Source organism: Glycomyces sp. NPDC047010 (assembly GCF_040644205.1).
GTDB lineage: Bacteria > Actinomycetota > Actinomycetes > Mycobacteriales > Micromonosporaceae > Glycomyces.
Genome location: NZ_JBEYVY010000021.1, coordinates 1 through 14,089 on the forward strand (window position 1 = coordinate 1; position 14,089 = coordinate 14,089).

Below are 14,089 nucleotides of genomic sequence, written 5' to 3' on the forward strand. Positions count from 1 at the left end.
CATGTAAAGCCGCACCCGTAAATGCAAAAAGCCACACCCGCACAAACAACGCACCAGCTACAAACCATCAATTGGCCGGGTGGGGGGGACCGCATCGCGGTCCGCCCCTCCGGCATCCACAGACTTATCCACAACCCCCGCGACCAGCGCCGACACCACTACCCACAGAGTTATCCACAAGTAGCTCCTTCACATTCGACACTTCGCTGCCCCACCTGTTGTAGTAGATAGCAAAAACGCCATCCGGTATCGGCGGGATGGCGGCGACAGAGGGGAATTCGCGAACGTCGCCATACCAAGGCCAGACGCGGGAAGCCACCCGCGACCCGGTCCCCGCCGGTACCAGCCCCCGCGGGGCAAGCCGCGGGCGGCCGACCACACCAGGTCGGCCGCCCGCAAACCACTAACCAGCCCGTCCGGGCCCATCACATGTCGACCTCCAGGCGGACCGTCACCGTGTCGCCCTCGTCGACACCCCCGGCTCGTTTGCGAATGTCGGCCTTCAGGGGCACGATGTAGCCGCCGTCCTTGGGCCACAGGGAGGTGGACCAGGTGACGTCGCCGATCGCGGCGGTCACGGGGACCATGCCCCAGCCGTAGCTGACCACGGCCGAGGCGGCCGCCAGTTCACGGCAGCCGTCCTCAGGGACGGACACGAAGAACCAGGGCGCGGGGCCGCGCCAGTGCCAGATCTCGCCGCTGAACTCCAGTTCCATGCCCCGAGCATACGAACCCGGACCGACACCCGGGGCCCCGATCCCGGGTGGGCCGGTGGGCGCGGGGTGGGGCCTGCCGGGTGGGGTCAGCCGGGGAGGGTGGTGCCGAGGAGGCGGGCGCCGGTGGTGGTGCGGGGGTGGAAGTGGTCGTCGGAGGCGAGGACGAGGTAGGCGCCGGGGCCCAGGTGACGGTCGTCGAAGGTGATCTCGCCGAAGAGGACGTAGTAGGCGCGGGCGAGGCCCGGGTGGAGGTCGGATTCGGGCCATTCGATGCCGGGGACGAGGTCGTAGAGCCAGCCGTCGGCGGGGCCCACGCCGGGGAGGTGGCGGCAGATGACTCCCGGGGCGACCTCGACGGGTTTGACCGCGTCGACCTGGGCGGCCTGGATGCCGTTGCGCGCCTTGCTCATGGTCCCGTTCATGGGTCCGAGTCTGCCCGGTGGCGGGCGTGCGCGACAGTGACAGGATCGTCATCATGGAGTACTTTCATGCCATGGAGCTCCACCGGGTCGTCGCCCTCGTCCAACCCCCGCAGGCCGAGTTCGAGTTGGCGAGCGCCGCCGAGGTGTTCGGGCTGGACCGGCCGCATCTGCCGAGCCGGTACTCGTTCACGGTGTGCACCGAGCGGCCGGGGATCGTGCCGACGAAGTCGGGCGGGTGCGCGCTCGCGGTGACCGAGGGGCTCGACGCGTTGGAGGCGGCCGACACGGTGCTTGTGCCGGCGTGGGCGAAGAAGGACTCGGAGGCGAGTCCCGCGGTGCTGGCCGCGGTGCGGGCGGCGCATGCGCGCGGGGTGCGGATGGTCGCGATCTGCACCGGGGCGTTCCTGCTCGCGGAGGCGGGGCTGCTCGACGGGCGCCGCGCGACCACGCATTGGCGGTACGCGGAGGAGCTGGCGTCGCGGTACCCGGAGGTCGAGGTGGACTGCGATGCGCTGTACGTGGACCTGGGCGACATCGCGACGAGCGCGGGGACGGCGGCCGGGATCGACCTGTGCCTGCACCTGGTGCGGCGCGACCACGGGGCCGGGCTGGCTGGGCGGATCGCGCGGCACATGGTGATGCCGCCGCACCGGGAGGGCGGGCAACGGCAGTACGCGGTAGGGGCCGCCGGGGAGCCCTCGGAATCGCTTGGGACGGTGCTGGAGTGGGCCTCCGAGAGATTGCACGAGCCGCTGGCCGTTGAGGATCTCGCGGAGCGGGGGCGGGTGTCGGTGCGGACGCTGGCGCGGCGGTTCGACGAGCAGCTGGGCGTCAGTCCGGGCAGATGGCTGCTGGCGCAGCGGATCTCGGCCGCGCAGGCGCTGCTGGAGGACACGGACCTCCCGATCGAGGCCATCGCCGCCCGGGTGGGACTGTCCTCGGCCCTGAACCTGCGCAGGCGGTTCCGGGACCGGCTCGGGACGACGCCCGCGGCGTACCGGCGAGCGTTCGGGAAGGCGATCGGCGGCGTGTCCAACAGCGCTGTGACCGGGGGCTGAACCGTTCGGGATACCGAATTGTCGCCTCCGTCTGGTACAACCGAACGATGCCGAACCCTCGCGATCCCATGAGCGCCTTCCGCACCGCGTTCAAACGCAGCGGTGTTGAGCGGCCCACCTACCCGCTCTCCGTGCACGTCCTCCTCATGGTCGTCCTGGCGTCGGCACTCCTCTCGGGTCTACTGTGGCTGCTCACCAGCGACCTCACCTCTCCACTCAGCACAGACCCCGACGACCGCACCACCCTTGAGGTCATCCGCCTGTCCCTCTACGCGATCGCGGGCGTCGGCGGCGTCATCGCACTCACCGTCTCCTACCGCAAGCAGCGCATCACGGAGGCCACGGAGGTCCGCGAGGCCACGAAGCTGTTCAACGAGCGCTTCGCCTCGGCCGCCGACCAGCTGTCCTCCGACCACGCCGCGAACCGCCTCGCCGGGGTCTACGCCATGGCCGCGCTCGCCGACGACTGGGACGCGGGCCGCCAGACCTGCATCAACGTCCTCTGCGCGTACGTGCGGATGCCGTACGAGACGCCCCCGTTCCGCCACGAGCGCGAGGCCGCCAACGACCCGCCGCGGTTCCGGGCGGTCCTGGAGGAGCGGCTGATCCGGCACACCGTCATCAACGTCGTCGGCGGCCGCCTGCGCCGCGCGCCGGTGCCGGGCCGCACCTGGCACGAGCACGACTTCGACTTCACCGGAACGAACCTCGACGGCGGGAACCTCAACGACGCCCTGTTCCTCGGCCGCGTCTCGTTCGCGTTCGGGCGGTTCACGGCGGGCACGATCGACTTCTCGCGGGTCCGCTTCGAGGGCCCGGTGGACTTCACGCGGGCGCGGTTCCTGGGGGCGCGGCTGCGGTTCACGGAGACGCGGTTCTCGGGCCCGGTCCTGCTGTCGGAGATGACGATCGCCGCGGGGCTCCTCGACTTCAGCTCGGCGCACTTCGCCCGGGACGTGGCGTTCGACGGGACGGCGTTCACCGGCGGCCAGGTCCACTTCACGAAGACCGTGTGTGCATCCCTTGTGGTCGGTCCCGCGCCGCTGCTGGACTTCAACGGCGCCAGCTTCACCGGCACGTCGGTCATCTTCGACCGCCCCGAGATCGACGCCGCGGTCCTCGACTTCTCCCGCGTCGCCGACTGGTCCCACCCGCCGGTGTTCAACCTCGCCGACGACCGCGACGTCCTCCGCCTCCCCGAGAACGGCGACGACCGGTGACCCGCACGACCCCGCCGCGGCCCCACGACCTCCTCGGGCTCTTCCCGCAGCTCGACGCCCAGGCGCGCACCGCGATCCGCCTCCACCCCCGCCTCGGGGAGCCCACCGTGGACACCAGCTCGATCGGCGGCCCGCTGCGGTGGCCCGCCGACGAACCGTGGCCCGTATGCGGTCTGGAGCACGAGGACCTGTGCGACGAACCGTTCCCGGATCCGGGCGAGCGCGTGCCGGAGGCGTTGATCCCGGTGGCGCAGTTGTACTACCGGGACGTGCCGGGCCTGCCCTGGCCCGACCGGTTCGACCTCCTCCAGGTCCTGTGGTGCCCGCGGGACCACCCGGAGGGCGAGGCGCCGTACAACCCGGAGTTCCTCGTGCGCTGGCGCACCGCCCGTTCGGTCGGGGCAACGATCGAGTCAGCGCCGGTTCCGTTGGTCTGCAACGAGAACTACGTGCCGACCCGGTGCGTGCTCCATCCGGAGGCGATCACCGAGTACCCGCACCGGGACGCCCAGGCGCCGGGCTGGAAGGCGCTCGGCCACGGCGGGGTCTGGGGGATCATCGACCCGTTCCCGGTGGCGTGCGACTGCGGGGAGCTGCAACTGCCGCTGCTCACGGCCGTATCGGGCGAGTTCGACGGCGGCACCGGCAGCTGGCAGCCGGTCGAGGAGGCCGACACCGGCTGGGAGTTCGCCGACCCGGTCGACGTCCTCATCGGCCGCGGCTACACCTTGCAGCTCTACTACTGCCCCGCCGCAGAGGACCACCCCAACCGGGCCGTGATGTTCTGAGGCGCTGTCAGGGTTTCAGTTCCGCGAGGATGCGCGGGTGGAGGCCGGGCCGGGCCTTGCACTGGGACGCCGGCGTCTGCGTGACGGTCCGCTCCATCAGCAGGTACGTCAGGTACAGCGCCAGCGGGACCACCGCCCACAGGTACGGGCGGTCGAGCTGGACGGCGGTCCACGCCGCGAGCGACGCGGTGAGCAGGTAGGCGGCCGCCGACCAGACCACGACGTGCATCGGCGCGCGGTGCAGGTGCGGGCCGGCGATCGCGGCCTGGTAGGCGAGGTTGTTCAGGACCGCGAGGACGGCGACGAGGACGAACGGGATCAGCCCCACGCCTTCGAGTTCGGGGATCCCGAGGCGGTCGTCGTTGACGACCAGCGCGGTCGCGACGGCGATCGCGCCGAGCAGGTACACGTTCTGGACCCCGTCGGCCAGGAGTGTTTGGAGCTGCGCCCGTCGCCGCAGCTGCCGCCACCACATCATGTGGGGGCATTTCCACGAGTCGAAGCCCTCGACTACCACCCTGTGCCCGAAGGAGTGGGTGCGCTCCTCGTCGGTGGCGGGCTCGGGCTGCACGCCGCGGCGCGCGCGCCGGAGCACCAGCGGGAGTTCCGGGTCCGCGGCGCAGGAGGACCGTTCGGTGAGCTGGAGGCGGAGGGCGCCGAGGAACTGCATCATCAGTACCGGTGGGACGAGCACGAACACGAGCCACTCCCGGTCCGGGGACATGGTGAACACGAAGCCGCCCAGGGCCATCAGCCCGATGTTGTGCAGGATGAAGACGCGGCGGTTCGGCCGGTGGGCGCTGCGGAGGGTGCGGAAGTACTCGATCGGGCCGGCCGCGAGGGTGGTCGCGGCGAACATGGCGAGCAGGCCGAGGTACATGCCGAAACGCGCCTGGAAGTCCGCGGCGCTGTCGAGGCCCGCGCTCATCGCCTGGGCCCCTTCGGCCATGCACCCCGCTGCGACGGCGAACGCGGCGATGGCCACGAGGGAGTGCCGGGCGGTCGCGTACTTCGACAGGAACGCCCGGTCGCTCCAGCGCACCCGGTGGACGCAGTGGGCCGCGGCGGCGCGGGTCGGGGCGGCCGGGGTCTGGGGTTCGGCGGATTCGACGGTTATGGGCAGGTCGATTCGCGCCGATTCCGGCGTTTGGTTATCCATATTGGGGCTTTCAGTGACGCGAAGGGCAAGGTCCCGGCCGTGGGGGCGGGTGGGGTGAGGGAAGTTTAGGGGGCGGGTGGCGGGGGCGTCAAGGGTGGCGGAGGTAGCGGGAGCGGTTGGGGAGGGCGGGGTTGGTGTCGCAGGTTTCGCGGGGGTCGAGGACGGTGCGGAGGTAGGCGAGGAGGGCGGCGACGGCGAGGTTGGGGGCGACGGCGGCGGCGGCCCAGGGGAGGGCGGCGGTGTGGCCGATGAGGTAGAACGCGGCGACGGTGAGGAGGGCGCCGGCGACGGTGAGCCAGAGGATGGGGGCTTCGGGGCGGTGGAGGCGGCGCCAGGTGCCGGGGAGGGCGAGGACGCCGATCATGCCGAACATGGAGCCGAGGATGAAGAGGATGCCTTGGGCGAGTGCGCGTTCGTCGAAGTCGGCGCCGAGGGTGACGAAGATGCCGCCGGCGAAGAGGGCGGCGAGTTGGACGAGTCCGGCGAGGACGATGGCGAGGAGGCCGAGGGCGACGAGGGCGCGGCCGCCGGGGGTGAGGTCGCGGAGGCGGACGCGGTGGAGGCAGAGGTCGGGGCCCGGTTCGGGTTCGGGGTCGGGTTGGGCGGCTTCGGTTCCGGGTCCGGGGGTGCCGGGTTCGACGGTGATCTCGCCGATGGCGCCTTCAGGGGCCGGTGTCTCGGCGGGTTCGGTGCCGCTGGTGTCGGTTTCGCCGTCGGCGGTGCCGGGGGTGTCGGCGGCGGGGGTTTGGACGGCGGGCGCTGCGGTGTCTGTGCGCGGTTCGTCGGGTTCGTGTTCCATTGGGGCGCATCCGGTTTCGGAGAGGTGAGGTCCCGGCCCGGGCGGGCCGGGACCTTGCGCATTGTATGGAGGCGGCGGGGCGGGGTTCGTCAGCGGTAGGCGGAGGACTGGAGGGTGTACAGCTCGGCGTAGGCGCCGCCGCGGGCCATGAGTTCGTCGTGGGTGCCGGATTCGGCGACGCGGCCGCCGTCGAGGACGACGATGAGGTCGGCCATGGAGACGGTGGAGAACCGGTGGGAGACGAGGACGGTGACGGTGCCGCGGGCGCGTCCGGCGTGGACCTCTTCGGCGAAGCGCTCGAAGAGGGCGTGCTCGGTCTGCGGGTCGAGGGCGGCGGTGGGCTCGTCGAAGACAACGAGGAGCGGGTCGCGGCGCATGCGGCCGCGGCCGATGGCGAGTTTCTGCCACTGGCCGCCGGAGAGGTCGGTGCCGTGGTCCCAGCGGGAGCCGAGGCGGGTGTCGAGGCCGGAGGGGAGGTCGTCGATGACGTCCTCGGCGCCGGCGCGGGTCATGGCGGCGCGGACGGCGTCGTCGTCGTATCCGTTCTTCAGGTCGCCGATGCCGACGGTCTCGCGGGCGGTGAACTCGAAGTGGGTGAAGTCCTGGTAGGTCGCGCCGATGCGCTCGCGCCACTCGTCGGTCTCGAAGTGGGCCATGTCGGTGCCGTCGACGTTGATGGCGCCGGAGGTCGGCCGGTAGAAACCGGACAGGAGTTTGACGAGGGTGGTCTTCCCGGCGCCGTTCTCGCCGACGAGCGCGACGACTTTCCCGGCGGGGAGGGTGAGGGTGACGTCGTCGAGGGAGGGCCGTTCGGACTCGGGGTAGGCGAAGGTGACGCCGTCGAGGCGGATGCCGTCGTCGAGGCGGGCCGGGACGGGGAGGGGGACGGCGGGGCCGCTGGACTCGGTCGCGTAGGCGCGCAGCCAGATGAGGCGGGTGCCGAGCTTCCCGGTGCGGACGAGGAGCGCGGACTGCATGGCGATGCCGCCCGCGGCGTTGGCGACCATGCCGATGAGGGACACGAGGAGGACGACGTCGCCGGCGGTGGCCTGGCCGCGGATCGCGAGGTAGAGGACGATGCCGATGCCGGCGGCCATGCCGACGGCGGAGAGGAGGCCCTCGCCGGTGGCGATGCGCGCGGCCTTCCACTGGCCGCGGTTGCGTTCGGCGACGACGGCGGTGCCGGTCTCGTGGTGGCGGCGGCGGATCTCGGCGGCGGACCCGAAGACCCGCAGCTCCTTCCCCGATTCGGCGAGGGTCGCGACTTCGAAGAGGTGGCGGCGGCGGCGTTCGGGTTCGCTCGTGGCCTCCTGGACTTCGACTTCGACGTCGCCGGCGCGTTTGGCGATGGCCATGGCGCCCAGGGCGACGAGCGGGAAGACGAGGAGCAGCGGGTGGACGGCGGCGAGGAGCGCGCCGCCGAGGACGATCGTCACGAACGCGCGCAGGCACTGGGCGAGCCAGTTGACGGCCCCGGAGAGCAGCCACCGGTCTTCGCGGATGCGCTGGACCTGGTCGAGGTGGTCGGGCCGCTCGTGGTGGTCGAGCCCGGGCGGGGTGCCCATGAGCTCCATGATCTCCCGGTCGGAGGCGCGGGCGGTGTGGTCGAGGACGAGGAACACGAGCTTGACGTAGGCGAAGACCACGGCCCAGATGAGCGCGACGCCCAGGCCGAGCCCGGCGGCGGCGAGCCACGCCTCGCGGGTCTGTCCGTTCTGGACGGCGTCGATGATGACCTTGGTGAGGTACACCGTGGTGGGCATGAGGATCGCCTGGAGGACGCCGAGGACGATCTGCGCGGTGGTGGCCTTGGGGTGCGAGCGGAAGCCCACGGCCAGTGCGTACTTCAGGCCGCGGAGGCCGTTGCGGATGCGGGTGGTCATTCGGACTCCAGGGGCGCGGTGCGGGCGAGGCGGTTGGCCTGCAGGGTGAACGCTTCGGCGTAGCGGCCGCCGAGGGCCATGAGCTCGTCGTGGGAGCCGTCCTCCACGACGCGGCCGCCGTCGAGGACGACGATCCGGTCGGCGCGGCGCACGGTGGAGAACCGGTGGGAGATCACGATGGTGGTGAGTCCGGCGGTGATGTCGAGGAACTGCTCGTACAGCTCGGCTTCGGCGCGCACGTCGAGGGCGGCGGCGGGCTCGTCGAGGATGAGCACGGAGGCCCCGGCCTGGACGGCGAAGAGGGCGCGGGCCAGCGCGATGCGCTGCCATTGGCCGCCGGAGAGGTCGGTGCCGCCGCCGTATTCGCTGGAGAGGACGGTGTCGAGTCCTTTGGGGAGGGATTCGATGAGGGCGCGGATGCCCATGGGCTCGCAGGCTTTCCAGATGAGGTCGGTGTCCCCGGCGAGGTGGGGGGCGCCGAACGCGATGTTGTCGCGGACGGTGAGCTGGTAGCGGGTGAAGTCCTGGAAGAGCGCGGAGAGGCGGGTGCGCCAGGCGGCGGGGTCGACGTGGGCGAGGTCGGTGTCGTCGGCGGTGATGCGGCCGCCGGTGGGTTCGTAGAGGCCGGCGAGGAGTTTGACGAGGCTGGTCTTGCCGGCGCCGTTGTGGCCGACGATGGCGAGGGAGGTGCCGGCGGCGATCTCCAGGTCGAGTCCTTCGATGACGGGGCGGGCGGCGCCGGGGTAGGAGAAGTCGACGTTCTCGAAGCGGATGGCGTGCTGGGGTGCGGCGGTGGGGAGTTCGGCGGTGGCGGGGTGCTCGCCGCCGGTGAGGCGGTCTTCGAGGGCGAGGACTTTGGGGACGGGGAGGGAGCCGAGGCTGAGGAACGCGGCGGTGTCGTCGAATGCGGAGAAGTTGAACATGGTGGTGAGGGCGACGAGGTAGACGGCGAGGGCGGCGAAGCCGACGGCGCCGGTGAGTCCGGCGTCGGCGAGGGCGACGGCGGTGGTGACGGTGAGGGCGAGGAGGGTGCCGATGACGCCGACGGCGGTGCGGGGGCTGAGGCGCTGGTGGCGTGCGGAGTAGTCCATGCGGTCGGCCCATTGGCGGTCGTAGCGGTCGAGGAGCCAGCCCATGAGGCCCCAGACGCGGATCTCTTTGGCGGGTTCGGCGGTGATGGCGAGGTCGCGGAGGTATTCGGTCTCGCGCATCTCGGTGGAGCGGAGGTAGGCGGTCTTGCCGACGCGGGTGTAGTCGGCCTGCATGGCGATGAAGATGGCGGGCCAGGCGAGGAGCCAGGCGAGGCCGATCCAGATGTTGAAGAAGCCGAGGACGACGGAGGCGCCTGCGGCGGCGAGGAATTCGGGGGCGATGGCGGCGAGGCCGCGGATGGCGCGTTCGGGGCGGATGAAGTCGGCGCCGAGCTGGCGGGCGATGCGCAGGAGGGCGAGGACTTCGTCGTCTTCGAGGTGGGTGATGCCGACGGGGCGGGCGACGGCGGCGAGGAGGCGGTCTTGGAGGAGGAGTTCGAGGTCGCGGCCGAGGTTGAAGGCGACGGCGTTGTGGAGGTTGGCGGCGAGGCGGCCGAGGAGGAGGGCGGCGACGCCGGCGGCGAGGAGGAGGTAGGCGGTGCGGGCTTCGGGTGAGCCGGGTCCGGCCGCTGCGGCGGCGGGGACGGCGCCGATGAGGAGGCCGGTGGCGATGGTCATGGCGAGGGGGAGGGCGGCGGTGAGGACGGTGGTGGCGGCGAAGAGGGCGGTGCGGGGGCGGCTGATGCGGGGCAGGAGCCGGACGACGGCGAGGACGGCGCGGGCGGCCTCGAAGCGCGGGTTCAGCGGGGGTGCCATATGAATCCATTCATGACGTCATAATGACTTTGCGATGACACCATATCAGGGTCGCGGCGCGGGCGCATCCCCGTCGGCCGTCCCCAGCCCCCACCCTCCCGAGGGGAAAGGTAGGTGCGATGTTCCGCGCCGGGTCCGACGAAAACGGGCCCCGGAGGCGCCGGTGTCACCCGGTCGGGTGGGGCGGCGACCACACCGGGGCCGGATCAGGCCGGGGTCAGGGCCGGATCGGGGCTGGGTCAGGGCGGGCCGGGGCCGGATCGCGGCCGGGTCGCGGCGGGCCGGGGTCGGGTCAAGACGGGCCGGGGCACGGCCGGTCGCCGCGGCCCGGGGGCGGGCGGGGGCGGCGGGTAGGCTTGTCCCTCGTGTCAGCGCCCAATCTCGTCAATCTCGAAGCCGTCTCGAAGGCCTACCCCGACCAGGTCATCCTCGACGCGGTCTCCCTCGGCATCGCCGCCTCCCAGCGCGTGGGCGTCGTCGGCCGCAACGGCGACGGGAAGTCCACCCTGCTGCGCCTCATCGCGCGCGCCGACGAGCCCGACACGGGCCGCGTCGTGCACACCGGCGGCACCCGGGTGGCGGTGCTCGGCCAGACCGACGGCCTCGACGACGCCAGGACGGTGCGCGAGGCCCTGTTCGGCGGCCTCGACGCGCACGAGTGGGCCTCGGACCCGAAGGTCCGCGAGATCCTCGCCGGCCTGTTCGGCGGCCTCGACGCGCCGCTGCTCCCCGCAGGCCTCGACTCCGTCATCGGCGTCCTCTCGGGCGGCGAGCGGCGCCGCACCGACCTCGCGCGGGTCCTCACCGCGGACGCCGACCTGCTGCTGCTGGACGAGCCGACGAACCACCTCGACATCGAGGGCATCGCCTGGCTCGCAAGGTATCTGAACTCGACGCGCGCGGCGATCACCGTCGTGACGCACGACCGGTGGTTCCTCGACGAGATCTGCGACCGGATCTGGGACGTGCAGCGCGGCAGCGTCTTCGAGTACGACGGCGGCTACTCGGCGTACGTGCTGGCGCGGGCTGAGCGCGAGCGGCAGGCGAACGTCGCCGAGGAGAAGCGCCAGAACCTCATGCGCAAGGAGCTGGCGTGGCTGCGCCGGGGCCCCAAGGCGCGCACGTCGAAGTCGAAGTTCCGGATCGACGCGGCCAACGAGCTCATCGCGAACGAGCCGCCCGCGCGCGACACCGCCGAGCTGGTGTCCTTCGCGACCGGGCGGCTCGGCAAGACCGTGTTCGAGGCCGTGGACGTCACCGTCAAGGCCGGGGAGCAGACGCTTCTGGAGCACCTGGACTGGATCCTGGGCCCGGGCAAGCGGATCGGGCTGCTCGGCGTCAACGGCGCCGGGAAGACCTCGCTGCTGCGCACCCTCGCGCAGGCCGCCGACTGGGACGGCACCGGCGAGCGGCAGCCCGCCGCCGGGCGCGTCAAGGTGGGCCGCACGGTGAAGCTGGCGTGGCTGACGCAGCACATGGAGGACCTCGACGGGTCCTGGCGGGTCCTGGAGGCGATCGAGCTGGTGGCCAAGCGGGTCCAGTTCGGGAAGAAGGAGATGAGCGCCGGGCAGCTCGCCGAGCGGCTCGGGTTCGTCGGCGGGCGCCAGCGGACGCACGTGCGGGACCTCTCGGGCGGGCAGCGGCGGCGGCTCCAGCTGGCGCGGCTGCTCATGGCCGAGCCGAACGTGCTGTTCCTCGACGAGCCCACGAACGACCTGGACATCGAGACGCTCACGCAGCTGGAGGACCTGCTCGACGACTGGGCGGGGACGATGATCGTGGTGAGCCACGACCGGTACTTCACCGAGCGGGTCGCCGACGAGACGTGGGCCCTCTTGGGGGACAGGCGGTTGCGGATGCTGCCGCGCGGCGTCGAGGAGTACCTGGAGCGGCGCGGGGACGCCCCGAAGGCCGACCGGCCCGCCGCTGCCGCGCAGGCGGCGGCCCCGGCGGCGAAGGCGTCGGGGGCGGTGGACCGGGCCGTCCAGAAGGAGCTGTCCAAACTGGAGCGGCGTCTGGAGAAGACCGAGGCGGGGATCGCGGTCGTGCACGCCGAGATGGCCGAGTTCGCCACGGACCCGGCGAAGCTGTCTGAGCTGCAAGGGAAGCTGGCGGCGCTCGAAGAGGAGCGGGACGGGATCGAGGAGCGGTGGATGGAGCTCGCGGAGTAGGGCGCCGCGGGCGGACCAAACATCCTACCAGTTCCCGACCCGGTCATACCGGTTGGTAACCGACTCTTCATTCACTGATTTATGGGGGTCTTCCAGGGTCTTCACTTTATGTTGTGACTTCCCTAACCTCGGTGTGAAAGCCCGAAAGGGCCGGTTCCACCGAACTGTGTGCTCCGCACGGATGCGTCCCATCTTTTCGCTTCGCGCGGTGAACAACTGAACCGAGAGGGAGTACCCCCCTATGACCGTCTCGCACCGTTCCGTCCGCCGGATATCCGCCGCCGCCATCGCAGGCGCGGCGGCCGTCGGCTCGCTCACCTTCGGCGGCCTCGCCGCCCACGCCGAACCGCTCGGCGAGATCCTCAACGCCGCCTCCCCCGACGTCATCGACGGCGAGTACCTCGTCGTCCTCGACGAGGACGCCTCGTTCTCCGCGCAGAACAAGAGCATCGAGGGCGGCGGCGCCGACGTCGTCGCCTCCTACGGCGAGGTCGGCGCCTTCCTCGTGGAGTCCACTGAGGAGCAGGCCCGGGAGATCGCCGCGCAGGACGGCGTCGCGTTCGTCGAGCAGAACGCGGTCGTCTCCATCGCGGACGTGCAGCCCAACGCCACGTGGGGCATCGACCGGATCGACCAGCTCGACCTGCCGCTCGACGGGAGCTACGAGTACCTCGGCGACGGGACGGGCGTCCACGCGTACATCGTGGACACCGGCATCAACGCCTCGCACAGCGAGTTCACCGGGCGCGTCGGCGCCGGGTACGACTTCATCCAGAACGACTCCACCCCCCAGGACGGCAACGGGCACGGCACGCACGTCGCCGGCACCGTCGCCGGCACCACGTACGGCGTCGCGAAGAACGCGACCCTCCACGCGGTCCGCGTCCTCGACAACGCCGGGTCGGGCACCACCGCGGGCGTCGTCAACGGCATCAACTGGGTGGCCGCCAACGCCATCGAGCCCGCCGTGGCGAACATGAGCCTGGGCGGCGGCTACTCCGCGACGCTCAACAACGCCGTCGAGGCCGCCGTGGACGCCGGGGTGACCTTCGCGGTCGCCGCCGGGAACGAGGACCAGGACGCGTGCAACGTGTCCCCGGCCTCCGCGCCCTCCGCGATCACCGTCGCCGCCTCGGACGACACCGACACCCGCGCGTACTTCTCCAACTTCGGGTCCTGTGTGGACGTGTTCGCGCCGGGCGTGGACATCACCTCCGCGTGGTACTCCTCGAACACCGCGACCAACACCATCTCCGGCACCTCCATGGCCTCCCCGCACGTCGCGGGCGCCGCCGCGGTCTACCTGGGCCTCAACCCGAGTGCGACCACCGACGACGTGGCCGAGTGGATCACCGGCAACGCCGGCGCCGGGCGCGTCTCCGACGTCCAGGGCAGCCCGAACCTGCTCCTGTACACCGGCGACGAGGACGGCGGGGGCGACCCCGAGCCGAGCGACTGCGCCGCCACCAACTCCACCGCGACCGCCATCGCCGACCGCGCCACCGTCAACTCGACCCTGACGCTCGCCTGCGACGGCACCGCCCGCTCCAACAGCACCGTGGCCGTGAGCATCACGCACACCTACCGCGGCGACCTCGCCATCAGCCTGATCGCCCCCGACGGCACCGCCTACACGCTGAAGACCTCCTCCGCGAGCGACTCGGCCGACAACGTCAACGCGACCTACACGGTGAACCTCGCGAACGAGACCGCCGCCGGGACCTGGACGCTGCGCGTCACCGACGCCTACTCCGGCGACACCGGGACGCTCAACAACTGGACCCTCGAACTCTGATCCGCCCCCCCACAACTGAATAGCGGGTGACCGCGGCGGACCCTCCCCGTCGGCCGCGACCGCCGGAGACCGCGACCTGGAGCCGTCGCCCCGGCGGGAGCGGACCGGGGCCGCCCGGCACCCGTACGATCGCACCGGACCCGGTGCCCGCCCGTCCACCCCGGACGGACGGGCGCCGCACCGATCCCCGCACCACCCTGAAAAACCCCCGTCCCGGCACCGGACTCGCCG

General features: G+C 71.8%; 11 protein-coding genes. 5 read left to right on the forward strand and 6 right to left on the reverse strand.

What is annotated here, in order from left to right:
• Positions 1-425: 425 nt before the first annotated feature.
• Entirely contained in the window at positions 426-716 is a 291-nt protein-coding gene (locus AB0A65_RS26390; protein ID WP_359955763.1) for a DUF1905 domain-containing protein, read from the reverse strand.
• 86 nt (positions 717-802) lie between these two features.
• Positions 803-1,138 carry an anti-sigma factor gene (locus AB0A65_RS26395; protein WP_359955766.1) on the reverse strand — a complete coding sequence of 112 codons (336 nt, stop codon included), beginning with the start codon at positions 1,136-1,138 and terminating at the stop codon, positions 803-805.
• Positions 1,139-1,191: 53 nt separating this feature from the next.
• On the opposite strand from AB0A65_RS26395, the gene AB0A65_RS26400 reads away from it, so the two are divergent.
• From AB0A65_RS26400 to AB0A65_RS26410, 3 genes are all read left to right on the forward strand, one after another.
• Complete coding sequence (locus AB0A65_RS26400; protein ID WP_359955769.1) at positions 1,192-2,196, forward strand: helix-turn-helix domain-containing protein; 1,005 nt, start codon at positions 1,192-1,194, stop codon at positions 2,194-2,196.
• Positions 2,197-2,264: 68 nt separating this feature from the next.
• Entirely contained in the window at positions 2,265-3,416 is a 1,152-nt protein-coding gene (locus AB0A65_RS26405; protein WP_359955772.1) for a pentapeptide repeat-containing protein, read from the forward strand.
• A complete protein-coding gene (locus AB0A65_RS26410) occupies positions 3,413-4,204 on the forward strand; it encodes a hypothetical protein (RefSeq protein WP_359955774.1) in 792 nt (263 codons plus the stop codon). The genes AB0A65_RS26405 and AB0A65_RS26410 overlap by 4 nt, the downstream gene beginning before the upstream one ends.
• Before the next feature lie 7 nt (positions 4,205-4,211).
• Here the strand turns inward: AB0A65_RS26410 and AB0A65_RS26415 are convergent, their stop codons facing one another.
• From AB0A65_RS26415 to AB0A65_RS26430, 4 genes are all read right to left on the reverse strand, one after another.
• On the reverse strand, positions 4,212-5,363 hold the full coding sequence (locus AB0A65_RS26415) for a hypothetical protein (RefSeq protein WP_359955777.1): 1,152 nt from the start codon (positions 5,361-5,363) through the stop codon (positions 4,212-4,214).
• An 88-nt stretch (positions 5,364-5,451) separates the two neighbouring features.
• On the reverse strand, positions 5,452-6,162 hold the full coding sequence (locus AB0A65_RS26420) for a hypothetical protein (protein ID WP_359955780.1): 711 nt from the start codon (positions 6,160-6,162) through the stop codon (positions 5,452-5,454).
• An 89-nt stretch (positions 6,163-6,251) separates the two neighbouring features.
• Entirely contained in the window at positions 6,252-8,045 is a 1,794-nt protein-coding gene (locus tag AB0A65_RS26425) for an ABC transporter ATP-binding protein (protein WP_359955782.1), read from the reverse strand.
• Positions 8,042-9,892 (reverse strand): ATP-binding cassette domain-containing protein, encoded by a 1,851-nt coding sequence (locus tag AB0A65_RS26430; RefSeq protein WP_359955785.1) that lies wholly within the window; start codon positions 9,890-9,892, stop codon positions 8,042-8,044. The genes AB0A65_RS26425 and AB0A65_RS26430 overlap by 4 nt, the downstream gene beginning before the upstream one ends.
• Before the next feature lie 365 nt (positions 9,893-10,257).
• On the opposite strand from AB0A65_RS26430, the gene AB0A65_RS26435 reads away from it, so the two are divergent.
• Positions 10,258-12,063, forward strand: coding sequence for an ABC-F family ATP-binding cassette domain-containing protein (locus AB0A65_RS26435; RefSeq protein WP_359955788.1), 1,806 nt, complete (start codon positions 10,258-10,260; stop codon positions 12,061-12,063).
• 241 nt (positions 12,064-12,304) lie between these two features.
• Positions 12,305-13,858: a S8 family serine peptidase gene (locus AB0A65_RS26440; protein ID WP_359955790.1), complete on the forward strand. Its 1,554-nt coding sequence runs from the start codon at positions 12,305-12,307 to the stop codon at positions 13,856-13,858.
• Positions 13,859-14,089 lie beyond the last annotated feature (231 nt).

What these genes read in the sequence shown, in the direction of transcription:
- AB0A65_RS26430 (WP_359955785.1), bottom strand. Translation starts at nt 9,892, where the DNA reads ATGGCACCCCCGCTGAACCCGCGCTTCGAGGCCGCCCGCGCCGTCCTC.
- AB0A65_RS26390 (WP_359955763.1), bottom strand. Translation starts at nt 716, where the DNA reads ATGGAACTGGAGTTCAGCGGCGAGATCTGGCACTGGCGCGGCCCCGCG.
- AB0A65_RS26420 (WP_359955780.1), bottom strand. Translation starts at nt 6,162, where the DNA reads ATGGAACACGAACCCGACGAACCGCGCACAGACACCGCAGCGCCCGCC.
- AB0A65_RS26395 (WP_359955766.1), bottom strand. Translation starts at nt 1,138, where the DNA reads ATGAACGGGACCATGAGCAAGGCGCGCAACGGCATCCAGGCCGCCCAG.
- AB0A65_RS26415 (WP_359955777.1), bottom strand. Translation starts at nt 5,363, where the DNA reads ATGGATAACCAAACGCCGGAATCGGCGCGAATCGACCTGCCCATAACC.
- AB0A65_RS26405 (WP_359955772.1), top strand. Translation starts at nt 2,265, where the DNA reads ATGAGCGCCTTCCGCACCGCGTTCAAACGCAGCGGTGTTGAGCGGCCC.
- AB0A65_RS26440 (WP_359955790.1), top strand. Translation starts at nt 12,305, where the DNA reads ATGACCGTCTCGCACCGTTCCGTCCGCCGGATATCCGCCGCCGCCATC.
- AB0A65_RS26425 (WP_359955782.1), bottom strand. Translation starts at nt 8,045, where the DNA reads ATGACCACCCGCATCCGCAACGGCCTCCGCGGCCTGAAGTACGCACTG.
- AB0A65_RS26400 (WP_359955769.1), top strand. Translation starts at nt 1,192, where the DNA reads ATGGAGTACTTTCATGCCATGGAGCTCCACCGGGTCGTCGCCCTCGTC.